At 66.9% G+C, this 21,866-nt stretch carries 24 protein-coding genes and 1 tRNA gene; 15 read left to right on the top strand and 10 right to left on the bottom strand.

Annotated features, from left to right (window positions below):
* Nucleotides 1-37 precede the first annotated feature (37 nt).
* Nucleotides 38-754, top strand: a complete 717-nt coding sequence (locus tag IPK75_05735) for a hypothetical protein (GenBank protein ID MBK8197853.1) — start codon at nucleotides 38-40, stop codon at nucleotides 752-754.
* On the opposite strand, the gene IPK75_05730 is transcribed toward IPK75_05735, so the two are convergent.
* Nucleotides 731-1,327 carry a TlpA family protein disulfide reductase gene (locus IPK75_05730; protein MBK8197852.1) on the bottom strand — a complete coding sequence of 199 codons (597 nt, stop codon included), beginning with the start codon at nucleotides 1,325-1,327 and terminating at the stop codon, nucleotides 731-733. The two genes, IPK75_05735 and IPK75_05730, sit on opposite strands and share 24 nt — an antisense overlap.
* Nucleotides 1,328-1,370: 43 nt before the next feature.
* On the opposite strand from IPK75_05730, the gene argH reads away from it, so the two are divergent.
* From argH to IPK75_05700, 6 genes are all read left to right on the top strand, one after another.
* On the top strand, nucleotides 1,371-2,768 hold the full coding sequence (gene argH / locus IPK75_05725) for an argininosuccinate lyase (protein ID MBK8197851.1): 1,398 nt from the start codon (nucleotides 1,371-1,373) through the stop codon (nucleotides 2,766-2,768).
* 14 nt (nucleotides 2,769-2,782) lie between these two features.
* Nucleotides 2,783-3,007: a hypothetical protein gene (locus IPK75_05720; GenBank protein ID MBK8197850.1), complete on the top strand. Its 225-nt coding sequence runs from the start codon at nucleotides 2,783-2,785 to the stop codon at nucleotides 3,005-3,007.
* A complete protein-coding gene (locus IPK75_05715; GenBank protein ID MBK8197849.1) occupies nucleotides 3,007-3,252 on the top strand; it encodes a hypothetical protein in 246 nt (81 codons plus the stop codon). The genes IPK75_05720 and IPK75_05715 overlap by 1 nt, the downstream gene beginning before the upstream one ends.
* Nucleotides 3,253-3,267: 15 nt before the next feature.
* Entirely contained in the window at nucleotides 3,268-4,542 is a 1,275-nt protein-coding gene (gene lysA / locus IPK75_05710) for a diaminopimelate decarboxylase (protein MBK8197848.1), read from the top strand.
* Entirely contained in the window at nucleotides 4,521-7,235 is a 2,715-nt protein-coding gene (locus tag IPK75_05705; protein MBK8197847.1) for a DUF4175 family protein, read from the top strand. The genes lysA and IPK75_05705 overlap by 22 nt, the downstream gene beginning before the upstream one ends.
* A 65-nt stretch (nucleotides 7,236-7,300) precedes the next feature.
* Nucleotides 7,301-8,260, top strand: coding sequence for an MBL fold metallo-hydrolase (locus IPK75_05700; GenBank protein ID MBK8197846.1), 960 nt, complete (start codon nucleotides 7,301-7,303; stop codon nucleotides 8,258-8,260).
* Between the two features lie 153 nt (nucleotides 8,261-8,413).
* Here IPK75_05700 and IPK75_05695 read toward each other — a convergent pair whose 3' ends face one another.
* The 4 genes from IPK75_05695 to IPK75_05680 all read right to left on the bottom strand — a co-directional run bounded on the left by IPK75_05695 (nucleotide 8,414) and on the right by IPK75_05680 (nucleotide 9,870).
* On the bottom strand, nucleotides 8,414-8,986 hold the full coding sequence (locus tag IPK75_05695; protein MBK8197845.1) for a cob(I)yrinic acid a,c-diamide adenosyltransferase: 573 nt from the start codon (nucleotides 8,984-8,986) through the stop codon (nucleotides 8,414-8,416).
* 3 nt (nucleotides 8,987-8,989) lie between these two features.
* Nucleotides 8,990-9,202 carry a twin transmembrane helix small protein gene (locus tag IPK75_05690; GenBank protein ID MBK8197844.1) on the bottom strand — a complete coding sequence of 71 codons (213 nt, stop codon included), beginning with the start codon at nucleotides 9,200-9,202 and terminating at the stop codon, nucleotides 8,990-8,992.
* A gap of 85 nt (nucleotides 9,203-9,287) precedes the next feature.
* A complete protein-coding gene (locus IPK75_05685; protein MBK8197843.1) occupies nucleotides 9,288-9,596 on the bottom strand; it encodes a cell division protein ZapA in 309 nt (102 codons plus the stop codon).
* Nucleotides 9,597-9,600: 4 nt separating this feature from the next.
* On the bottom strand, nucleotides 9,601-9,870 hold the full coding sequence (locus IPK75_05680) for a DUF4164 domain-containing protein (GenBank protein ID MBK8197842.1): 270 nt from the start codon (nucleotides 9,868-9,870) through the stop codon (nucleotides 9,601-9,603).
* A gap of 104 nt (nucleotides 9,871-9,974) precedes the next feature.
* Between IPK75_05680 and tkt the strand changes: the two genes are divergently transcribed.
* On the top strand, nucleotides 9,975-11,945 hold the full coding sequence (gene tkt / locus IPK75_05675; protein MBK8197841.1) for a transketolase: 1,971 nt from the start codon (nucleotides 9,975-9,977) through the stop codon (nucleotides 11,943-11,945).
* Here tkt and IPK75_05670 read toward each other — a convergent pair.
* On the bottom strand, nucleotides 11,942-13,072 hold the full coding sequence (locus IPK75_05670) for a citrate synthase (protein MBK8197840.1): 1,131 nt from the start codon (nucleotides 13,070-13,072) through the stop codon (nucleotides 11,942-11,944). The two genes, tkt and IPK75_05670, sit on opposite strands and share 4 nt — an antisense overlap.
* Nucleotides 13,073-13,147: 75 nt before the next feature.
* Between IPK75_05670 and IPK75_05665 the strand changes: the two genes are divergently transcribed.
* Nucleotides 13,148-14,215 (top strand): citrate synthase/methylcitrate synthase, encoded by a 1,068-nt coding sequence (locus IPK75_05665; GenBank protein ID MBK8197839.1) that lies wholly within the window; start codon nucleotides 13,148-13,150, stop codon nucleotides 14,213-14,215.
* 6 nt (nucleotides 14,216-14,221) lie between these two features.
* Here IPK75_05665 and IPK75_05660 read toward each other — a convergent pair whose 3' ends face one another.
* Nucleotides 14,222-15,052 (bottom strand): DUF2306 domain-containing protein, encoded by an 831-nt coding sequence (locus IPK75_05660; GenBank protein MBK8197838.1) that lies wholly within the window; start codon nucleotides 15,050-15,052, stop codon nucleotides 14,222-14,224.
* 112 nt (nucleotides 15,053-15,164) lie between these two features.
* Between IPK75_05660 and IPK75_05655 the strand changes: the two genes are divergently transcribed.
* A complete protein-coding gene (locus IPK75_05655) occupies nucleotides 15,165-16,187 on the top strand; it encodes an AraC family transcriptional regulator (GenBank protein ID MBK8197837.1) in 1,023 nt (340 codons plus the stop codon).
* On the opposite strand, the gene IPK75_05650 is transcribed toward IPK75_05655, so the two are convergent.
* The gene (locus IPK75_05650) at nucleotides 16,184-16,609 is read right to left on the bottom strand and encodes a hypothetical protein (GenBank protein MBK8197836.1); all 426 of its coding nucleotides are present in this window, start codon (nucleotides 16,607-16,609) and stop codon (nucleotides 16,184-16,186) included. The genes IPK75_05655 and IPK75_05650 overlap by 4 nt on opposite strands.
* On the bottom strand, nucleotides 16,606-17,091 hold the full coding sequence (locus tag IPK75_05645) for an MmcB family DNA repair protein (GenBank protein MBK8197835.1): 486 nt from the start codon (nucleotides 17,089-17,091) through the stop codon (nucleotides 16,606-16,608). Before IPK75_05645 ends, IPK75_05650 begins: the two co-directional genes overlap by 4 nt.
* A 181-nt stretch (nucleotides 17,092-17,272) precedes the next feature.
* On the opposite strand from IPK75_05645, the gene IPK75_05640 reads away from it, so the two are divergent.
* Nucleotides 17,273-18,160 carry an RNA polymerase factor sigma-32 gene (locus IPK75_05640; protein ID MBK8197834.1) on the top strand — a complete coding sequence of 296 codons (888 nt, stop codon included), beginning with the start codon at nucleotides 17,273-17,275 and terminating at the stop codon, nucleotides 18,158-18,160.
* A gap of 7 nt (nucleotides 18,161-18,167) precedes the next feature.
* Here the strand turns inward: IPK75_05640 and IPK75_05635 are convergent, their stop codons facing one another.
* Nucleotides 18,168-18,926 (bottom strand): thermonuclease family protein, encoded by a 759-nt coding sequence (locus tag IPK75_05635; protein MBK8197833.1) that lies wholly within the window; start codon nucleotides 18,924-18,926, stop codon nucleotides 18,168-18,170.
* A gap of 142 nt (nucleotides 18,927-19,068) precedes the next feature.
* Here IPK75_05635 and IPK75_05630 point away from each other — a divergent pair, with 142 nt between their 5' ends.
* The 4 genes from IPK75_05630 (at nucleotide 19,069) to IPK75_05615 (ending at nucleotide 21,862) form a co-directional block, all read left to right on the top strand.
* The gene (locus IPK75_05630) at nucleotides 19,069-20,361 is read left to right on the top strand and encodes a cystathionine gamma-synthase family protein (GenBank protein ID MBK8197832.1); all 1,293 of its coding nucleotides are present in this window, start codon (nucleotides 19,069-19,071) and stop codon (nucleotides 20,359-20,361) included.
* Nucleotides 20,362-20,411: 50 nt separating this feature from the next.
* Nucleotides 20,412-20,488: transfer RNA gene (locus tag IPK75_05625), tRNA-Arg, on the top strand.
* Between the two features lie 115 nt (nucleotides 20,489-20,603).
* Entirely contained in the window at nucleotides 20,604-21,410 is an 807-nt protein-coding gene (locus IPK75_05620) for a hypothetical protein (protein MBK8197831.1), read from the top strand.
* Nucleotides 21,411-21,499: 89 nt separating this feature from the next.
* Complete coding sequence (locus tag IPK75_05615; GenBank protein MBK8197830.1) at nucleotides 21,500-21,862, top strand: hypothetical protein; 363 nt, start codon at nucleotides 21,500-21,502, stop codon at nucleotides 21,860-21,862.
* Nucleotides 21,863-21,866: the final 4 nt, after the last annotated feature.

Genomic DNA, 21,866 nt, shown 5'->3' with positions numbered 1-21,866 from the left:
CCGGTTAGCTTCATCCCGGGACGGCAGGAGGCAGGCGATGCGGCAATTTCTGATCACGGCGAGCCTTGGCCTCGGACTCGTCTTGTCGGCGTGCGATGACGCGCCGCGCCGCGGTGAACCCTACACACCACCCTCGGCCGCCGCGCAGGAACGCGAAGTCCTGGGCGAGACAGAGCCGTCAGATTTGCCGCTAGGCCAACGGGCGGCGCTTGTCTATGCACATGCGATGACGGCTAGGGCGCTGGCAAAGGCCGGTGATGAGGCGGCTTCGGATGAGGCGAGCATCATCGGTCTTGCGGGCGGCTCGGCCGACGCGGGGTTGATGACTGGCCTCGACACGCTCGGGTTCGACCCGGCGAAGCTGGAAGCGGCAATGGCGGCGCCTGACGACGAGACGGCCGCAGCGGCAGCAGACGAAATGCTCGGCGGACTTCGGCAGGGCGCGGCCGTCGATGCCAAGGCTACGATCGAATTCCTGATGAAGTCGCTTTCCGCGTCGTATGAAACTGCGGTCGTCTCCGGCGAAATCGAAGATCAATCCGCCTATCGCGGGGCCTATGGACTAGCGGTCGCGGCGCGCGACATTGCGGCTGCGCAAGATCCGGAAACGTTCGGATCACTGAAGACCGAGCTCGATGTGCTGGTCTTGATGTGGCCGAACAAGGGGCCGGTCTACGGCGCGCTTCCGGCGCCCGAAATGGTCATGGCCGAGCAGCTGGCGCGGGTGAAGTCAGAGCTTGCCGGCGTCCCTTAGGACGGCGTCGATGAACTGCACGGCTTCCGGCGCAGCCCAGTCGGTTTCGCCGGACATGCGCGCGATTTCCCGGCCTTGCGGATCATAGAGGATGGTGGTCGGAAAACCCTGAACATTGGCGCCGTAGACGATGTCGCCCCGGTCGAGCGGCGCATGGCGGAACGGGATGTTGGCCGCGCCGAGTTCGACCAGGCGGCGCTTGGCATACTCGACGTCTTCATCGGCATCGATGCTGATGGCGACGATCTGGAAGGCGTCGCCGCCGCGCGCCGCTTCGAGGGCACCGAGCGAAGGCATTTCGCGTTCGCACGGGCCGCACCAGGTCGCCCAGTAGTTCACGAGTATGGTCTTGCCTTTCAGGCTGGCGAGATCCGCTTCGGTGCCGTCGGCGAGGTCGAATGTGCCTTCGGGGACGGGCGTACCGGCACCGGCGAAGTCGAGCTTTTCGAGCGTGCCGGTCGCGTACCGTTCGAGCGTGTTGGCAGGCGGCTTGCCGCCGGCTGCGCTGATCAGCACATAGACAATGGCCGCGAGGGCGACCAAGAAGAGGCCGGCAAAGGCATAGCGGATCATACGGGGCTCGGCTCCGTTCGGAAAAGTCACGAAGGATATGGCAATGAGTTCAGGTAAAGGCCAGTCGATGTGGGGTGGCCGTTTTGCCGCAACACCCTCCTCGATCATGAACGAGATCAACGCCTCGCTGGATGTTGACCGCCGGATGGCCGAGGAAGATGTGGCCGGCAGCCGGGCCCATGCGGACATGCTGGCCGAGATGGGCATCCTCACGGCGGGCGACAATGAAGCGATCCAGGCCGGGCTGGACGCCGTTGTCGCAGAGATGAGGGATGGCACATTTCCCTTCCGGCGCGAGCTGGAAGACATCCACATGAATGTCGAGGCGCGTCTCAAGGAGCTGATCGGTGAGCCGGCCGGGCGGCTTCACACGGCGCGGTCGCGCAATGACCAGGTGGTGACCGACTTCCGGTTGTGGACGCGCGGCGCGCTGGATGCGACGAGCCACCTTGTGACGGAGCTGCAGGGGGCGCTGGTGCGCCGGGCAGGGGAACATGCCGGGTCCATCATGCCCGGTTTTACGCATTTGCAGACGGCCCAGCCGGTGACGCTGGGCCATCATCTGCTGGCTTATGTGGAAATGCTGGAACGCGACCGCACGCGGCTGCTCGATTGTGCCGTCCGGCTGAATGAAAGCCCGCTCGGTGCCGCGGCGCTTGCCGGGACCGGCTTTCCGATCGACCGGGACATGACGGCCGAAGCGCTCGGCTTTGCGCGGCCGATGGCGAACTCGCTGGACGCGGTCGGCTCGCGCGATTTTGCGCTGGAAGCGCTCGCGAGCCTGTCGATTGCGGCGACGCACCTGTCGCGCCTTGCCGAGGAAATCGTGCTCTGGACGAGCCCGCAATTCGGCTTCGCTGTCCTGCCGGATGAATGGTCGACGGGATCTTCGATCATGCCGCAGAAGCGCAATCCGGATGCAGCCGAGCTGATCCGGGCGAAGGCGTCGCTGATCACCGGCCTGTTCTCATCGCTGCAAGGCGCCGTGAAGGCGTTGCCGCTGGCTTATGCCAAGGACCTGCAGGATGACAAAAGGCTCACGTTTGAGGCGTTCGATACGTTTGATCTGTGCGTGCGGGCGATGACCGGGATGATCGCCACGATCACGTTCAGGCCGGACGTGATGCGCGCGGCGGCGGCAAAAGGCTATTCCACCGCCACCGACCTCGCCGACTGGCTGGTGCGGGAACTGGGCCTGCCGTTCCGGGACGCGCACCATGTGACGGGCCGCATCGTGGCGCTGGCCGAGGGCAAGGGCGTTGAATTGGCGGAACTTTCGCTCGGCGAGATGCAAAAGGTGCATTCCGCCATCACGAAAGATGTCTTCAATGTGCTGACGGTTGAGGCGTCTGCCTCATCCCGGACATCTTATGGCGGCACAAGCCCTGTTCGGGTCGCGGAACAGGTGGCACAGTGGACACAGAGGCTTCGACTGGAGTGATGACGATGAAACGGATGCTTGGCGCCGCGGCTGCGGTAGTCCTGATGAGCGGCGCTTCGGCCTGCGGATTGACGGGCGACCTGAAACGTCCGGGGCCGCTGTATGGCGACCCCAACAATGTCGACCCGGCCTCGTTGCCGGACGCTGAGAACAAGAACCTGCCGCCGCTGCCGGATCGTCCTTCGCAGGCGCCCGAAGAGGAAACCGAGGACGAGCTGCTCGGCGGGCCGGATACCTGATGCGCGGGCGGCTTTTCCTCGCGCTTGCGGCCGGATTGGCGCTGGCAGGATGCCAGACGGCGGGCGCCCCCGCCGAGACAACCGTGCTGTCGGCCGAAGCCGCCGAAGCGGACCCGCTGGATGTTGCAGTCTCCGTCTCGGACAATCCATCCGAAGGCCTGACGGAGAATGACTGGGGCGGAGAAGTGCCGCAATCGAAACCGGCCGGCGACGTCGATGACGGCGGCCTTGGCGATCTAGACTAGGCGCCCGGAGCCAGGATGCACCATTTCAACTATTCCGGTGGGCGCCTCCATTGCGAAGGTGTGGACCTCGAAAGGGTCGCGGCGGAAGTCGGCACGCCGTGCTATGTCTATTCCAGCGCGACGCTGCGCCGGCATGCGCGGGTGATTGCCGATGCCTTCCGTGGACAGAGTGTGCTGGTTGCCTATTCGGTGAAGGCCAATGGCAACCTCGCCGTGCTGGCAACGCTGGCGAGCGAAGGCTGCGGGGCGGATGTGGTCAGCGGCGGCGAATTGCTGCGGGCCCGCAAGGCCGGCATTCCGGCCTCGCGCATTGTGTTCTCCGGCGTCGGCAAGACGGCGGCGGAAATGAAGCTCGGGCTCGAGCAAGGCATCCACCAGTTCAATGTCGAGAGCGCCGGGGAACTGCGCCTGCTTTCGAAAGTGGCGGTCGAGACCGGCCGCGAGGCGCCGATAGCGCTGCGGGTGAACCCGGATGTGGCGGCCGGCGGCCATCCGAACATTTCGACCGGCAAGTCCGGTGACAAGTTTGGTGTGCCATGGGGCGAGGCCGAAGCGCTCTATGCCGAAGCCGGGCAATTGCCGGGCATCCGCGCGGTGGGCGTCGATGTGCATATCGGCAGCCAGATCGGCGACCTCGGCCCGATGCGAGCGGCGTTCGAGAAGGTGGTGGCGCTTGCGCTGCGCCTGCGTACGCAGGGACACGCGATCCGCCGCATCGATGTCGGCGGCGGGCTCGGTATTCCGTACAAGGAAGGGGACGCGCCGGCGCCGCCCTCCGCTTACGCGGCGATGATTTCCGAAGTGACCGCCGGACATGGCTTCGATGTGATCCTGGAGCCGGGCCGGGTGATTGCCGGCAATGCCGGCGTGATGCTGACCACCGCGCTCTACGAGAAGCAGGCGCCCGACCGGACCTTCCTCATCATCGATGCGGGGATGAACGACCTGATCCGTCCGGCGCTCTACGGGGCGCACCATGACATCGTGCCTGTGAGCGAGCCGGCGCCGGGCCATCCATCAAAGACGTATGATGTGGTCGGGCCGATCTGCGAGTCGACGGACAAGTTTGCGGCCGGACGCAGCCTGCCTGAAGTGAGCCCGGGCGAGCGGCTGGCGTTCATGTCGGCGGGCGCCTACGGGGCCGTGCTCTCCTCGGCCTACAATGCGCGTCCGCTGGTGCCGGAAGTTCTGGTGGACGGCGACCAGTATGCAATCGTCCGCAGGCGGCCGAGTTTCGAGGAACTGGTAGCGTTGGAGCAGGTGCCGGCTTGGCTTACGACAGTGGCCTGAGCGAGATCGCGGACAAGGTTTCCGCGACACACCGACGGCTGACGCTGCTCGCGCTGGGACGGGCGTTCTGGCCGGTCTTCGTGCTCGTGTGCCTATTCCTCGCCGCGGCGCTGGCGGGCGGTTTCGACCGGCTCGACAAGATCACCGCTGCGCTGCTCACGCCGGTCCTGCTTGTTGCCGGCGCGGTGCTCACCTGGCGGGGCTTGCAGAAATATGACCGCCCGGACGAATCCGAAGCGTCCCGGTTGCTGGAAGCACCCTCGGAGCTGAGGCCGTTGACCTCGCTGAAGGACCGGCCTGCCCATCCGTCGCCGGCGGCGGCGGGCTTGTGGCAGGCGCACCGGGCGCGGCTGCTGGCGGAGCTGCGAAACCTGCGCCTGCCGCGGCTCAATGCCGAATGGAAAGCGCTCGATCCCTACCTGCTGCGCGGCTTGCTGCCGGTGGCAGTGATTGCGTTTGCGGTGCTGGCGGGCGGCGACGGGCCGGGGCGCATCTGGCGCGCGCTGTTCCCGGACTATGGGGCGCTGGTCGGCGCCGACAAGATGATTGTCGAAGCCTGGGTGACGCCGCCGGAGCATACGGGCCGTCCGCCGATCTTCCTGAAGCCGGGGAGCGAGGAGGTCCGTGTACCGAAGGGTTCGGTGGTGACCCTGCGCACGGAGGCGCCGTCTGCGCCGCGGATCGTGATGAAGGGCGCGCGGGACCGGGACGCGAAGTTTGCCGCAACGCCGGACGGCGCCTGGGAAGCCAAGGCGACGATCAACGGCGACACGCGGATCAGCGTCAAATGGTGGGGCGAGCGGGCGCGCTACAGCTTCACGGTTCTGCCGGACGCGGTGCCGGCGATCGAGTTTGTCGGCCTGCCGGAGCCGGGCGCGCAGGACCGCGTGAAGTTTGCATGGAAAGCGCAGGACGATTACGGCATCGCCGGAATCGAGCTCGCCATCCGCCTGCGAGAGCCGCATCCGGCGGCGCCCGATGCCGAGGAACGCGTGCCGGTGCCGATGCCGGGGGCGGCGGGCGCGAAGGAGGCGAATGCGTCGGTCGAACTTGACCTGACGCGGCATCCCTGGGCCGGGCTCGCGGTGGACCTGCAACTCGTGGCGCTGGACGGCGCCGGGCAGGAAGGGCGCAGCGAAAGCGTGCCCTACATCCTGCCGGAAAAACTGTTCCTCGATCCGCTGGCGCGGGCGGCGCAGGAGGCGCGGGTGACCGTGCTGCGCGAGCCGCGCCCCTATGCGCCTGTGAGCAAGAACAGCCAGTCACTGACGGACGGCGCCCTGAACCTTGCTGCGACCGGGCGCCTCGGGCTCGCGCCCGACGGTGTGCGCCAGGCCGCCGCGATGCTGGGCGCGATCACCTACAAGGGCGAGTATTTCTTCGATGACCTGGGTGCCTTCCTCGGTTTCAAGATGGCCGAGGAGGCTTTGATTGCGGCAAGCTCGAAGGCAGAGGCGGATGCGGTGGATCCGCTGCTGTGGTCGATTGCGCTGAAGCTTGAATATGGCAGCGCGGCAGATGCGGCCCGGCGGCTGGAGGCGGCGCGGGCCGCGCTGGAGCGGGCGCTGCGTGACGGGGCGTCGGAAGAAGAGATCCGCAGGCTGATGGAAGCTTTCCGCGACGCCGCGAACGAATACCTCGCCGCCAAGATGGCCGAGGCAATTGCCAACGGCATGGACGCGCCGCCGTCATCCGAGGACCAGCAGGCGCAGGCCGGCGGGCAAGGGCTGGGCGGACAGGACTTCGAGGACATGCTGAACGCCCTGCAGGACCTGACGGATACCGGCGCGTCCGAACAAGCGCGGCAATTGCTGTCCGACATCACGAACATGCTCGAGAATCTCGAGTTCCAGCAAGGCGGGCAAGGCCAGGATGGACAGGGCATGCCGGGCCAGCAGGGTGAAGGCGAACAGGCGGATGTGCCGCCGGAAGAGCAGGAACTGACGGACGCGATGCGGCGCCTGTCAGAGATGCTGCGCGAGCAGCGCCAGCTGAATGACGATACGCTGGCCCAGCAGCGCGGGGAGCAGCCGTCCGGCGAGGGTGGCACGCCGCCGCCGTTCGGTTCACCGGAAGGTGAAGGCGCTGACGAAGGCGGCGGCGGGCAACAGGAAGGCAGCGGCATGGGCCGCGGCGAGACGCCGGGCGAGGATGGCACCGGCGCCGGCCGGGACGGTGAGACACGCGAGGGCGATCAGGGCGGCGGCCGCGAGAACGGCGGCACGCTGGCGGAGCGCCAGGCCGAGCTTGGCCGGATGGTGGAGGAATTTGCGCGCCGCGCCGGGGAAGGCGAGGGCGAAGGCGGCGGAAACGGCGCGCAGATCGATCCCGACGCGCTGTCGGCGATCCGCGATGCGCAGCGCCGCGCCGAGCAGGCGCTGGAGAACGGCAATGAAGGCCGCGCCATTCTCGAGCAGGAACGCGCCACGCAGATGATGTCCGAGATGTCGCGCGGGCTTGCGACGGCGCTCGACAGCCTGCGCGCAGACCGGCTTGGCCAGCAGGGCGGGAGCGAAGACCCGCTCGGCCGGTCATTGATGGGCGCCGGCAATGACGGCGAAGGCGTCAACATTCCCGAAGAGGCCGAACGCCAGCGCGCGAAGGACATCCTCGACGAATTGCGCCGCCGGTACAACGAAGCGGAAGACGAGGAAGAGCGCGAATACCTGCGCCGGCTGCTCGACCGGTTCTGAGGCGGCGCTTGCCGGGCCTGCGGGTCCGTGGTCTGCTCGCGGCAAAAGAAGACCGGGAGGAAAAGATGGCGCGCTGGGAATATACCAAGGGGCTGAAGGATATCGGCAACGGGCTTTATGCCTGGCTGCAGCCGGATGGCGGATGGGGCTGGTCGAATGCCGGGCTGATCGTCGACGGCGAGGCTTCGCTGCTGGTCGACACATTGTTCGACATGGCGCTGACACGCGATATGCTGGCGGCGATGGAAGATGCCAGCGGCATCGGCGCCGGAAAGATCGGCACGATCGTCAACACGCACGCCAATGGCGACCATTGCCATGGCAACGGATGTTGTCCGCAGGCGGAGATCATTGCCAGCGAAGCAAGCGCGAAGGAGATGGCCGAGGTGCCGCCCGCGACGCTGGCGATGTTCAAGGCGGCCGGTTCGAAACTTGGACCGGCGGGCACTTATTTCGCCGACATTTTTGCGCCGTTTGATTTCGAGAATGTCGATGAGCGCACGCCGACGAGAACCTTCTCCGGGGAGATGTCGCTTAAGGTTGGCGGCAAGGAGGTGCGGCTGATCGAAGTCGGGCCGGCACATACGGGCGGGGACGTACTGGTGCATGTGCCGGGCGACCGCGCCGTCTATACCGGCGATATCCTGTTCATCGATGGTACGCCGCTGATGTGGGCGGGGCCTGTGCGCAACTGGATCGGCGCCTGCGAGAAGATCATCGGCATGGATGTGGATGTGATCGTGCCGGGGCACGGTCCGATCACGGACAAGGCGGGGGTGCAGCGCGTGGCGGACTACCTCGCCTATGTGGACCGCGAGGCGCGCAAGCGGTTCGAGGCTGGGCTGAGTGTGCGCGACGCGGCGCATGATATCGCGCTGGGTGATTTCTCAATCTGGGGCGATGCGGAGCGGATCGCGGTGAATGTCGACAGTCTGTACCGGGAGTATCGGGGTGATGGGAAGGTCACGCCGGTGATCGAGCTGTTTGCGTTGATGGCGGAAGTACGGGACGCGCGGCGAGGGTAGGAGTTATCCGAACCCTTGCAGGCCCTCACCTCCCACGCCCTTCGGGCGCGGGCCCCTCCTCTCCCATAAATGGGAGAGGGGTTAGGAGCGTTGCGTTTGGGGCTGGGTGGCAACTCCTTCTCCCGCAGGGAGAAGGGGCTTTGAGGGAAGCGTTCAGCGGTTCGCGCCCGGCACCCATTTGATGTCGTCTGCGCCGTTGTTGTTGGCGGCGCGGCCGGCGACGAAGAGCCAGTCGGACAGGCGGTTGATGAAGGCGAGGGCGGGCGCGCCGACCGGTTCGTCCGGCAGGGACGCAAGCTCGGCCATCTGGCGCTCCGCGCGGCGGCACAGAGTGCGGGCGACATGCAGCTGGGCAGCGAGGCGCGAGCCACCGGGCAGGATGAAACTGTCGAGGGGCGGGATGGACTCGTTCATCGCGTCGATCTCTTCCTCGAGCCGCGTGACCTGCGTTTCGATGATGCGCAGCGGCGTCCATTCGAGCACGCGGCCACGGTCGGGCGTCGCAAGGTCGGCGCCTAGATCGAACAGGTCGTTCTGGATGCGGCGGATCTGCGCCAGCAGCTCGCCTGAGGCGTCCAGGACCGCGACGCCGAGGGCGGCATTCAGTTCATCCACCGTGCCATAGGCCGCGACACGCGGGTGCCACTTGGCAACAGTCTCGCCGGTGGACAGGCGCGTCTCGCCCTTGTCGCCGGTGCGAGTGTAGATCTTGTCGAGCCGGACCACGCCTCAGCCGCCGATCTTGATGGCGCCGGCCGCGAAACCGATCAGGACGATCAGGCCGATGGCGACCGCCTGGAAGATGACGCGCAGGCGCATCAGCTTGTTGGAGCGGCTTGCCTGGTTCTCATCGGTGCGGATCAGGTTGAACAGGCCGAACCCGAGGACGACGACGATGCCGGCGAGGGCGAGATAGAAGGCGATGGTCAGGAGGTTTTGCATGGCGCGCGGCCTTTCAGGCAGGAATCCATCATAACATAGTCCGGTGCGGGCGCAGCGGCCCTGCAACATGGGGTCGCGCCGGGGGTTAGTTGTCGTTCTCGAGGCGATCGGCGAGCGCTTCGACCCGGGCCGCCATCGCGAGCAGGATCTCAACCGCACGCGCATCCGTTTCAGGGCGGGCGGAGACCCCCCGGCGGGCGCTGTCGAGTTCGTCCAGCAAGGCGAGCGCGGTGATCAGGAGCAGGCGTTCGTCGCCGATATCGCCTACGGCGCCCGCGATCTCGCGCACCCTCTGGTCAAGCTGTTCGGCGAGGCGCTGGATCCGGTTTTCCTGTCCGGGGGCGCAGGCGATCGAGAAGCTCCTGCCGCGGATCGAGATGTCGGCCTTGGCCATGCGGTCACTCGTCCTTCCCGAGTGCGGCGCGGACTTCCTCGATGGCCGCGCCAAGGGCCAGACTCGCCTCATCGGCGAGTGCCTGAAGCTCTTTTTCGCGTGCGAGGGATTGGTCGAGGTCGTCGGCCAGCTTCGACCGGTCGGTCACCAGGGCGGCAATTTCGGCGCGCAGGGCGGCCGGGTTGCCGGAACGCAGGAGGTGGGCCTCGAGCGCGGATTCGAGGCGCTTGAGGGCGGTGTCTAGGCGTTGGGCGGCCGGATCGAGCTCTGACATGGCCTTTCTGGACTAACTGGAATGGATGCGCGCGCCAAGCGCCTTGACGGTTCAGCGAGAGTCTGGCCTAGCACCAACCACGCAAACACCGGGAGACCAGCAGAATGGCTGTCACGAATCGCGAGATGGCGAACGCCGTCCGAGCCCTGTCGATGGACGCCGTCGAAGCCGCAAAATCGGGACATGTGGGGCTGCCGCTGGGCATGGCGGATGCCGCAACGGTGCTCTTCCGGAAGTTCCTCAAGTTTGATCCGAAAGACCCCGCCTGGCCGGATCGCGACCGGTTCGTGCTGTCGGCCGGACACGGCTCGATGCTGATCTATTCGCTGCTTCACCTGACCGGCTACGCCTCGGTGAGCCGCAACGACATCCGCAATTTCCGCCAGCTGGGCGCGAGCACGCCGGGGCACCCGGAAAACTTCATCACGCCGGGCGTCGAGACGACGACCGGGCCGCTGGGGCAGGGCATCGCGACGGCCGTGGGCATGGCGATTGCCGAGCGCCACCTGAATGCGCGGTTTGGCGATGATCTGGTCGACCACCGCACCTGGGTGGTCGCGGGGGATGGCTGCCTCATGGAAGGCATCAGCCAGGAGGCCATCACGCTGGCCGGGCACCTGAAGCTGAACAAGCTGATCGTGCTGTTCGACGACAATGCCGTGACCATCGACGGCTCGACCGACCTGTCGGATTCGACCGACCAGTGCGCGCGGTTTGAAGCTTCGGGCTGGGTGTCGCGCCGCGTCGACGGGCATGACGAGAAAGACGTTGCCGACGCCCTGAAATGGGCAACCAAGCAGAAGAAGCCGGTCTTCCTTGCGGTGAAGACCATCATCGGGTTCGGCGCGCCGAAGCTGGCAGGCACCGGCAAGGCACATGGCGGACCTTACGGGGCCGAGGAGATTGCGGGAATCCGCAAGGCGCTGGATTGGCCGCATGAGCCGTTCGAAGTGCCGGAGGCGATCGAGAAGGCCTGGGCGAAAGCGGGCGAGCGCTGCCGCGACGAGCATCAGGCGTGGAAGAAGCGCCTCGCGGCGAGTGCCCACAAGGGCGAGTTCAATGCGGCGATGGCGGGCCGGCTGCCGAAGAATCTCGGCAAGGCGGTCGCCAAGCACAAGAAGGCCGTGGTCGAGGGCGGCGCCTCGAAGGCGACGCGGGTGTGGAGCGGCGAGGCGCTGGAAGTGATCACGCACCTCGTGCCGGAGATGGTGGGCGGCTCGGCTGACCTGTCGGGTTCGAACAATACCAAGACGGCTGTCACGGCGCCGATGACGCCGAAAAGCTGGGACGGGCGCTATATCCATTACGGCGTACGCGAGCATGCGATGGCGGCGGCGATGAACGGCATGGCGCTGCATGGCGGCATCATTCCGTATTCCGGCACCTTCCTGGTGTTCGCGGACTATAGCCGCGCGGCGATCCGGATTGGCGCGCTGATGGGCCTGCGCGTGATCCATGTGATGACGCACGATTCGATCGGCCTCGGCGAAGATGGCCCGACGCACCAGCCGGTGGAGCATGTGGCTTCCCTGCGCGCGATGCCGGAGATGGTTGTGTTCCGTCCGGCGGACGGTGTGGAAACCGCCGAGTGCTGGGAACTGGCGCTGGCGCGCGCGGACGGTCCGGCGACGATGGCGTTGACGCGGCAGAACGTGGCGCCGGCCCGCAAGACGCATACGGACGAAAACCTCTGTGCGAAGGGCGCCTATATCCTCTCGCCTGCCAAGGGCAAGGAGCGCGGCGTGCTGGTGGCAACGGGTTCGGAAGTCGAGATCGCGCTGAAGGCGCAGGCGCTGCTGGCGGCGGAGGGCATCGGCGTGCGCGTTGTCTCGATGCCGTCGATGGAACTCTTCGGCCAGCAGGATGCATCCTACCGCGCGGCGACGCTGGGCAAGGACTTGCCGAAAGTGGCGGTCGAAGCGGGTGTGCGGTTCGGCTGGGACCGGTGGATCGGCGAAGACGGCGGATTTGTCGGCATGGACAGCTTCGGCGCCAGCGCGCCCTACCAGAAGCTCTACCAGCATTTCGGCATCACGGCTGAGGCCGTGGCCGAGGCGATGAAGGCGAGGATCTAGAGCCCCGTATAGTTCGCACGCGGACGAATGGCGCGGCCGCTGGCGCGCTGCTCCATCGCGTGGGCGATCCAGCCCGCCATTCGGCCTGACGCGAAGATCAGGAAGGCGGCGTCGTCCGGCAAGTCCAGTTGCACGGTGAGCGCTGCGAGGAGCATGTCGATATTGGCGGCTTCGCCGGACGCCTCTTCGGCGGCGCGCACGGCGCGTTTCAGCGCGAGCGATGGCTTCATCCAGCGCAGGAGGGCGGCGGCGCGCGGGTCGCCGGCCGGATAGAGCGTGTGGCCGGTCGCAGGGATCTGCTCGCCGCGCGCGGCCAGCGCCGCCAGTGCGGCAGGCGGGCCATCCGCGACGGCGGCACGCAGGTAGGCAAGGGCGCGGGCGGAGGCTTCGCCGTGGAGCGGGCCGGTGAGGGCGGCGCAGCCCGCCAGCGCGCAGGCGGCTAGGGGCGCGCCGGTCGAGGCGGCAACGCGCGCGGCAAAGGTCGACGGGTTCAGTTCATGGTCGGCGACGAGCACGAGCGCGCGGCGGACGAGGTCTGTGCCGGCGGGGTCGAGGGACCAGAAGCGGCCGAGACGTTGGTGGAAGAAGCCGCGCCCGCCGGCGCCGGTGATCGCTGCGCTGAACTGGGAGAGCAGTTCGCCGCCTTCCAGCGCGAGCGCGCCGGGGCCGCGCCCGAAACTCGGCGGATCGGCGGCGGCGCGCGCGGCGAGGAAGGCAAGAGCGCGGGCCTTGCCGCACTCACCTGGCGGCACGCCGTGCGAGGCCCGGGCGGGGGGCAGGGCGCCCGATTGCCAGAGCAGGCAGGCGGCCTCTTCGAGCGTCGCGTCGGCGGCGAGACGCACGGCGTCCCGGCCGCGATAGATCAGCTTGCCGCCCTGCACTGTGGTAATCGCCGTTTCCATCACGGGTTCGCCCCAGGAAATGGCGGCGCGGGCGATGGCGCTGCGTCCCCGCCCGCTCCGCCGGCGGGCCACGAGCGCGGCGATATCCGGGGCGGAATACAGGCTGGCGCGCGGATCGTCCGTATCCGGCTGCGAGGCGATCAGCCCGCGGCTGACATAGGCATAGAGTGTCTGGGGTTTGATCCCCAGTTCTTCGAGGGCTTCGCGGCGTCCGATCCACTGCATATATTGATTATATTGATCAAGATTGACGTTGAACAGTCCCAGCGCAACATCTGCGGGCAGAAAAGGAGACCGAGCATGGATTCCGGACTTGAGAATGTCGTGGCCGCCGAAACGGTGCTGTCGGATGTGGATGGGCAGAACGGGCGCCTGGTGATCTGCGGCTGGCCGGTCGAGTTGCTGGCTGCGTCGATGGCGTATGAGGATGCCGCCCACCTGCTCTGGCGGGAATTCTTCGATGATCTGCCGGATGTGCGCACTCTGGGCGCAAGGCTTGGCGCGGCGCGGGCGGAGGTGTTCCGGCATGTGCAGGCCTTGCCGGAGGCGCTTGATGTAATTGCCGCGCTGCGGGTCGGCTGGGCGATGCTGCCGGATGATGAAAGCCTCGAGGCGGCGCTGCGCCTTGCGGCGGCTGGGCCGGTGTTCACGGCGGCGGCCGTCCGGCGCGCCCGCGGCGAGGCGCCGATTGCGCCCGATCCGGATCTTTCCCATTCCGCCGATTTCCTCCGGATGCTGACGGGCCGGGTGCCCGACCAGTCCGAGGCGCGGGCGCTGGACGCCTATCTCGTGACGGTGTGCGATCATGGCCTCAACGCGTCCACCTTTGCGGCGCGAGTGGTCGCATCCACGCGGGCGGGTCTTGTCTCATCTGTCGTTGGGGGACTTTCCGCCCTCAAGGGGCCGCTGCACGGCGGCGCGCCGGGGCCGGTGCTCGACATGATCGACGCCATCGGTGTGCCCGAGAATGCGGAAGCGTGGATCGACGGCGCGCTCGCGCGCGGAGACCGCCTGATGGGGTTTGGCCACCGGGTCTACCGGGTGCGCGACCCGCGCGCCGATGCGCTGAAGGCGGCGCTCGCGCGCCTGCCGGGCACGTCCGGACGCATCCGGTTTGCCGAACATATCGAGCGGGCGGTGCTGGGACGGCTCGCGAAGAAATATCCGCAGCGGAAGCTGGAGACGAATGTCGAGTTCTACACCGCGCTCCTTCTAGAGGCGCTGGGCCTGCCGCGCGAGGCGTTCACACCGGTGTTTGCCTGCGGCCGGGTTCTGGGGTGGACGGCGCATGCGCGTGAACAGATCGCCGAAGGGCGACTGGTGCGGCCGCGCTCGGTGTATCGCGGCGCGGTGCCTGTGCCGGCCTGATGCGGGTCAGGCGGTGATCCGGGGCAGCCACATGACGAGGCTGGCGCCCGCGATGCCGCCCGCCATGATCAGGGTAAGGACGACCAGCAGCGCGGACATGGCATGCTTTGGCAGCGATGTCCGACTGGTTTCGGCCAGAAGATAAAGCTGGTAGACGGCCAGCGGGAGGACCGTCTGTGCGAGCATCGCGGCGCGCCCGGCCGGACCGTCCAGCTGGTCGCCGAGGCCAGCGCCGCCGGTCGGTATTGCCCAAGCCATCATCATCACCCGGAGGAACCAGACGCCGCTTGCCATCAGGAAGAGGCGGGTGGCCCAGCGGCGATGCGACGGAAAGTTCCGGGCCCGCGCGGTGCGCAGCGCCATCAGCGCGCAGGTGAAGATGGCCGCGCCGTTGAAGCATTGCAGCGCGGCGTTCGTCCAGCCGCCGAAATTCGGACGCAGCAGGTTGAGCGCGATGGCGCCTGAGCTGATGAGGAGCGCGACGGCGACGTAGAAGCGGCCGTTCCAGCGATGGAAGGCGGGCAGGCGGCGGCGAATTGCCGGCACGAGCTGCAAGGGTCCCGAGGCGGTGATCAGGAGGGCGAGCGGCAAATGGAGCATGAGCAGTGTGTTGCCCACGAGGTCGCCGGGACGAAGCCCGTTGAAGAGGACATCGTTCCAGCGCGCGAGGTTTCCTTGAATGGCCGACCCGCCATAGAAGACCGCGATATATACCGCAAAGATCGCTTGCCCGGTGACGGCGCAGAGGAACCAGGCGATGCCGGTGCCCGACAGGATTCGCTGGGCGCGGCGCGGATCGGGGCGGGGCGTATCGAGAGCGGAAGAAAGTGCAGTCATGTCGGCGCCGGGAGGAAGCAATCGGGAGCGCCACTATATGTTTATCGATATTCGGCCGGTATGATCGGCTGTCGCAGTTTCCTGACCCTGGGTGCCAATCACGGCGGAGCATATGTCGGAGCTTACGGTTTCAGCGGGATATGTCCGCTCTTTCCTACAACTCGCAGAAGCGCGGGGCGCCGAGACGGCGGCGCTGCTGGAAGCTTGCGGTGTTTCACCGGCGCTTCTGGAGTCGCCGGACGCCCGCATTCCCTTTGACCGGTTCAAGGCGTTGATGCGCCATGCGAAGACCGTGTGCAACGAGCCCGCGCTGGCCCTGTATTTCGGCGCGGCGGCGCCGTTCAACGAAGTGTCGATCGTCGGGCTGATTGCCTACAGTGCCGGATCGATGGGCGCGGCGTTCGAACAGACAAACCGGTACGCGCGGCTGGTGGTGGAAGTCGACGGTCACGAAACTGCCAGCCGGTTTGCCATCGTCCGGCGGAGCGACGGCGTCTGGCTGGAGGACCGGCGGCGCAATCCGAATGACTTTCCCGAGCTGACGGAATCGACCTGGGCCCGGTTCGTGTGGGACCGGGCGCGCGCCTTTCCCGATCGGCCGCCGTACGTGCTCGAAATCCATGTCACCCACCCGGCGCCGCCGCATGCGGCGACCTACAGGGACTTCTTCGCGGTGCCGGTGCGCTTCGGCAGCGACTGGAACGCGATGCGGATCGAAGAGAGCTGGCTGGACGAGCCAACCCATGGGGCAAACCGCTACGTGTTCGGGATCTACAACGCCCATGCGGACGCCTTGCTTGCGCAGCTGCTGGAGTCGAAATCCGTCCGTGGACAGATCGAGGCGGCACTGATCCCGGTCCTGCACACGGGCGAGGTCTCGATGACACAAGTGGCGCGGCGGATGGGCTTCAGCCGGTCGACGCTGCACCGGCGGCTGAAGGCGGAAGGGGAGGCGTTCGAGATCATCCTTGACGACCTGCGCCGGCGCATGGCGCTGGATTATCTCGACGGGCGCAAGGTCTCGGTGAATGAAACGGCCTACCTGACGGGCTTTTCCGATCCGTCGGCTTTCTCGCGCGCGTTCCGGCGATGGACGGGCACCAGCCCGGGGCGGTACCGCAGCCGGGAAGGCTAGGCGTCGGGCGTCTCGGTGAAGAGGTCGAGCTGGTTGGGGTCGCGCGGCTTCCGGCGCCGGGTGCGGGTGCGCCCCTGACGGAAATAGAGGTCATCCGTGTGGTCGGAGGCAGCTGGCCGCGGCGCGGCCGGGGGTCGCTGGGCGGCTTCGGCGGGATCGACCTGCTTCCACCAGGTCACCGCCACGACGACGTGGCCTGAGGTGTCTTCGTAGCGCTGGATGTGGCCGGCGGGACCATCGGCGGACTGCGCGCCGAGCAGCGCCAGCGCTTCGGCTTCCGGCAGGTGCAGCCAGCTGGTTTCAAGGCCGGCAATAACCAGGCCCGGCGACAGGCGCGCCGCTTCGCTCCGAGTCCGGGCGATCTGGGTGCCGGGCCGGGTCGCCTCTTCGAGGCTGCGGGCAATTGGGTAAGCAAGGCTCATGAGAGCGGCGAGGTAAGCCCGTCATCGCCCGGCGTCCAGCCCGTATCGCTGACGCTGGTCAGCCGCGCCGCCGCCAGACGGGCGAACCGGAGCGTGACGGCCTTGCGCCGGGCCGCCACCAGGCGGGTCTCGGGCGCTTCGCGGATGACCGCGCCGTAGAAGGCATCGGCAACGATCAGGCCGGCCTCAGGCGGGATCAGCTCCTGCGGGAAATCGCTGGCGACCGCAAAGGTCAGCCGGTCGCAATAGTCCATGTATTCGCGCCATTTGTTGTCGGATTTGAAGTCGGCGATGCTCGACTTGATCTCGATCATCCAGATATCGCCGGCCGGCCCGATGGCGGCGATATCGGCGCGGCGATTGTTGGCGAGCGTCATCTCGGTCAGACCGTAATAGCCAAGGTGCCCCATCAGCCGCAGCGTGCCGCGGCAGATTTCTGCGGCGCGGCGGGGCAGTTGCTCGTCGGGCGGGGCGGGCGTCATCACGGCGGTGCGTTCCGTTTGTGTTCCGGGTCGCCGAGATAGGCCCCTGCGCGCCGGATCGTCAAGGCTTGGGACCGGCTAGTCCGCGCGCGCAAAACATCAAGGCGTCATGCATCCGATCCGGTTCGGCGTGCGTAAGACTTGCCAGAGTGCCAGCTCGGACTGCCGACAGGAGGACAACATGGCCGGTGCCTATGACGCCTCGAATACCGCTGACCGCCAATTCGTTCGCACTGCCATGCAGGCGGCGATGCTGGCGCCTGAGCATGAAGCACGCCTCGCGCGGCGCTGGCGAGAGCAGGACGACGAGGCTGCCCTGCACGAGTTGACGACGGCCTACATGCGCCTCGTGATCGCGATGGCCGCGAAGTTCCGCCACTACGGGCTGCCGATGGCGGACCTCGTCTCGGAAGGCAATGTCGGTTTGATGCAGGCTGCGGCCCGGTTCGAGCCGGAAAGGGAAGTGCGCTTTTCGACTTATGCCAGCTGGTGGATCCGCTCGGCGATCCAGGACTATGTGTTGCGCAACTGGTCGATTGTGCGCACCGGCACGACGGCGGCGCAGAAGTCGCTGTTCTTCAACCTGCGCCGCCTGCGGGCCCAGATTGCGGATACCGGCGACGGGCTGATGAAGGCGGAGAACCGCGAATGGGTGGCGACCCATCTCGGGGTGCCGGTGCGCGATGTGGAGACGATGGCGTCGCGTCTTTCCGGGCCGGACCGGTCGCTGAACGCGCCGCTTGTGGCCGACGGCGACGGCGAATGGCAGGATCTGATCGCCGACGAGTCGGCGACGCCCGAACAGGCGGTGATGGCGCACAAGGACAGCGCCCGGCGGCGTGAATGGGTCGCGAAAGCGCTGCAATGCCTGACGCCGCGCGAGATGCACATCATCGGCAAGCGACGCCTCGCGGAAGAGGCGATGACGCTGGAAGCGCTCGGCGAGGAACTGGGTGTGTCGAAGGAGCGGGTGCGGCAGATCGAGCATCAGGCGCTGCTGAAACTGCGCAAGGCGCTTGAGCAGATGGTCGGCAGCCCGTCGGCGTCGGGCCTGCTGCCCGAGGCCTGATCCCTCGTCAGTCGAGCCGTTCGAGGTTCAACGGATGAGTGATTTCCAGCCGGCCATCGCGCAGGAAACCGCGGGCGCGCAGGTGCGTGCCTTCGGGCAGCTGGCAGAGTTCGGCCGCGGACTTGCCGATCTGCAGCACCAGGGTTGAGCCTTGCAGGGCGACCTCGCAGACGGCGAAACGCTCCTCGGAACTCTGCATGTCGCCGGCGATGCCTTCGACCAGCTGGAAACGGTCGGCGCCCTCGGGCAGGGCGGCTGCGTCGTGGATCGGCCAGACGCCATCGTCCCAAAGGCCCCGGCGATCTTCGCGCGCCTTGGTTTCGTAGGCGAGCAGCGGCGCATTGGCCGCGGCGGTGTCGGGATAGACGCGCACGCGCGCGCCGCCCTTGCGGACCATTTCGGCGTTGAGCCAAAGACGGGGGCCTAGCGCGTCCGTGGTGACGACGTGCGCCAGCGCGCGGTCATACCGGTCGCGGGTGAGGCCGCCATAGCGCAGCTCCACTTCGCGGCCGAGCACCATGTCTTCGAGCAGGCGCTTGGCATCGGCATAGCCGGCCTCGCCCTCACGGTCGCGGTAGGGTGCGGCGGGCGCTTCGATGCCGACCAGACGGACGCTCTGGCCAGTGTCCAGCACCAACGCATCACCGTCGAGCACCCGCACGACGCGGCCCTTCTCGCCGGCTGCCAGCTCGTCCAGCGGGTCTTTCGCGGCCTGGCACGCGGCGAGGGCGATGGCCAAAATGAAGAGCGCCAGTATTCGCGACACGCGCTGTGTTCCCCGTCCAACCCCGCCGGACTCTATCACCCGTCCGCCTCCGCGCTGGCAAGCGGAGTCTCCGCTCGGGGATTGCCAGACGCGGGCGGCGCCCTCTAAGCCTTCCGCAACGATAACCCCCGGGAGGGACCCCATGTCGAAACCCAAGAAATCCTATCGCAAGCGCGAAATCGGTGGCCACACGCTGAGCCCGGAATCCATGATGATGGGGTTCGGCTACGATCCTTTCATGTCGGAAGGCTCGATCAAGCCGCCGATCTTCATGACCTCGACCTTCGCATTCAAATCCGCGCGGGACGGGGAAGCGCTGTTTCGCAGGCTGGCCGGCCGCCATGAGGAGGGTGATCCGGAAGACGCGGACCTGATCTACACGCGCTTCAACAATCCCAACATGGAAGTGCTGGAAGACCGGCTGACGCTGTATGATGACGGCGAGGCGGCGCTGTCTTTCTCGTCCGGCATGTCGGCGATCACGACGGCGCTTTTCGCCTGCGCCGAACCGGGCACCGCGGTGCTGCATTCGAGCCCGCTGTATGGCGCCTCCGAAGTGTTCATCCGCACCTTCCTGCCGGGATGGGGCGTGCGGTCGGCAGAATTCGATGCCTGGTCGAGCGAAGCGCAGATCCTCGCGGCGGCGCGCGCTGCCGTGAAACAGTTCGGACCGGTCTCGGTGATCTTCACCGAGTCGCCCGCCAACCCGACCAACGCGCTCGTCGACATCGCTGCCTGCGCCCGCGTGTGCGACGTGCTGGAGAAAGAAACCGGCCGCCGGCCGATCCTGATGTGCGACAACACGATGATGGGGCCGATCGGGCACCAGCCGCTGAAGCACGGCGCTGATCTCGCGCTCTACTCGCTGACCAAATATGTTGGCGGGCATTCGGACCTGATTGCCGGCGGCATAGTCGGCAATGAGGAGATGATGACCAAGATCCGCCGTATGCGGAACTATCTGGGCACGATGCTGGACGCGCATTCCTGCTGGTTGCTCACGCGGTCGCTGGAAACCGTGCAGCTGCGCATGGAGCGGGCGTTCCGGAACGCAAGGGTGTGCGCCGAATACCTCGATACGCACCCGAAGATCGCCAAGGTCATGTATCCCGGCCTCCTGAAGGACGGCGATCCGCAGAAGAAGATTTTCGACGAGCAATGCCTCGGTGCCGGGGCGACGTTCTCGTTCGATGTCAAGGGCGGCAAGGAGGCGGCGTTCCGGCTGCTCGACAACCTTCGCCTGATCAAGCTCGCGGTCAGCCTCGGCGGCACCGAAAGCCTGATGTGCCATCCGGGATCGACCACGCATTCGGCTGTTCCGGCGGACGTGCGGGCGCGTATCGGGTTCACCGATGGCCTGGTCCGCTTCTCGGTGGGCATCGAAGCGCCGGAAGACCTGGTGGCCGACCTGGGGCAGGCGCTTGAGCACGCGTGACGCGCACGGCCTTCAAATCCCCGGCAATTTCCCGTAAAGGAGAGCCCGGCGATCCCGTAGCTCAGCAGGATAGAGCGACAGATTCCTAATCTGTAGGCCGCGCGTTCGAATCGCGCCGGGATCACCATTCCAGCCTCGGGTCTGCAGCGTCTGGCCGCTTGTGGGGCGGGCGGGGGAGGATTACGCTCCGGGTCCGGACCGCTTTCTCGTGGGGAGAGGGCGCGCGGTGGAGCGTGATGCAGATGCGGGCTTCATGGCCGATTGGCGGACTTGCCCTTGTGCTGGCAGCGCTGGCGCCGTTCTCTGGCGAGGCCCAGGTGCGCGACGAGGCAACGGACACCTTTGTGCGCGGCTTCGTGCGCTTTCTCGCCTATCACGAGGCCGGCCACATGCTGATGGGCCAGATCGCCGACCTCAACAGCAACTCCGAATGGTCCAGCTCCGACCGGGAAGATTATGCCGACCAGTTCGCGATGGTGCTGCTGCAGCCGGACGCCGACGATCCGGACGGCGTGGCGGAGATCATCAGCGCCGCCGCCGGCTGGTTGCAGGTCGACAGCAGCCTCATCCGCAACGAACCGCATGCGCCGCCGGAATACCGGGCGATGGATATCCTCTGCCTGCTCTATGGCAGCAACCCGCAGCAGTTCGCCGAATTCGGAGAAGCCCTGCCGCCTGAGCGCGACTGCCAGGCGGACTACCAGCAGATTACGCAGCAGATCGAGGACGTGTTCAAGGATTATAGCGGCCAATGGGGGCGGGAGATCGAAATCGTGTATGCGGCGCCGACCGGGGGCATGGAAGACGCGCGCAGTTTCCTGATCGACAGTGGCATCGCTGAAGACCTGAAATTCGACATCGAAGCGGACTTCTACCTCACGCATAAGACCACGATACAGGCGATCAGCTGCAAGGGCCGCGTCAAGCCGGACACGTTCTATTCAGACCGTGTGCGCGGTGCTTCGCCGGATCAGGACCATTTCGTGATCACGCTCTGCTACGAGATGATCGATGAGCGCCTGAAGTACGGCATGTGCGGGTTCGAGTAGCTCCTTCGCACCTGCGGCAGCAATTCGGAATGTTCAGCAGGCATCGAAAGGGATATCCTGACGGGCCATGCATGAGGGAAGGGACGCACATGCGACACATTGCAGGAAAGCTGCTTGCTGCATCAACGGCGCTGGCGCTGGCCGGCTTCGCGGGCGCGCCGGCCTTGGCACAAGGCGACGAAGCGACCGAGGCCGAAATCGTGCAGACTGACGAAGCGTTTGACGCGCAAGCCGAAGACGAAGCGGGCCTGGCGGCGCCCGAAGAGGCCGCTGCAGATGAAGCTGCGGCGGACGTGGAAGAAGCCCCGGCGGTTGCCGACGCGGCCGACCCCGGCGTGACAGACGCGCCGGCTGCCGGTGCATCGGACGGCGCGGTGCTTGCGGCGCCGGGCACGACCGACGAGAGCAATCCGGGCGGATCGACCAAGCCGGGTACGACGCCGGACGACTGACGCG

Source organism: Acidobacteriota bacterium (assembly GCA_016712445.1).
Taxonomy (GTDB): domain Bacteria; phylum Pseudomonadota; class Alphaproteobacteria; order Caulobacterales; family Hyphomonadaceae; genus Hyphomonas.
Note: the sequence above shows the minus strand (reverse complement) of the source record. Positions and strands in the feature narration are given on the sequence as shown.